This window comes from Lactiplantibacillus garii (assembly GCF_003885105.1).
Taxonomy (GTDB): Bacteria; Bacillota; Bacilli; order Lactobacillales; family Lactobacillaceae; genus Lactiplantibacillus; species Lactiplantibacillus garii.
On sequence record NZ_QWZQ01000136.1, the window covers coordinates 1 to 435 of the forward strand.

Below are 435 nucleotides of genomic sequence, written 5' to 3' on the forward strand. Positions count from 1 at the left end.
CCATTATTGTGGCAAAATAAACTACTACGGCTATGATGCCTTCTAACGCCAATGTAATTAAATGTGCATATGTTGTTAATGCAAGTGCAATAGCAATAATCCACCATTTATGTACATTACCACGGATTACATTGTATAATCCCAAGAAAAATAATGGAATAAACGTGAAAGCTAATGCTTCTCCCAAAACGGATTGTCCAGACAGAATAAAAATGTGGTACGGTGCGGTAGTAAACAATACTGATATCAATGTTGCTTGCATCCTTGATTTAGTAAAACTGTTTACACAAATATATGCAATCCCCATCGTTGCCATCATCAATATAAAAACATTTAAATAATAAGCAATAACTGGATCATTAATAATTGCATATGGAAACGCCCATAACCACAAATAGACATATGGATAAAAGTAATTATTTGCCGTTCCAATCT

The 435-nt window shown here is 33.3% G+C and carries 1 pseudogene; it reads right to left on the minus strand.

Going from position 1 to position 435, the window contains the following annotated elements:
- A pseudogene (locus D1831_RS14505) lies at positions 1-435 on the minus strand (hypothetical protein); the annotation flags it as partial.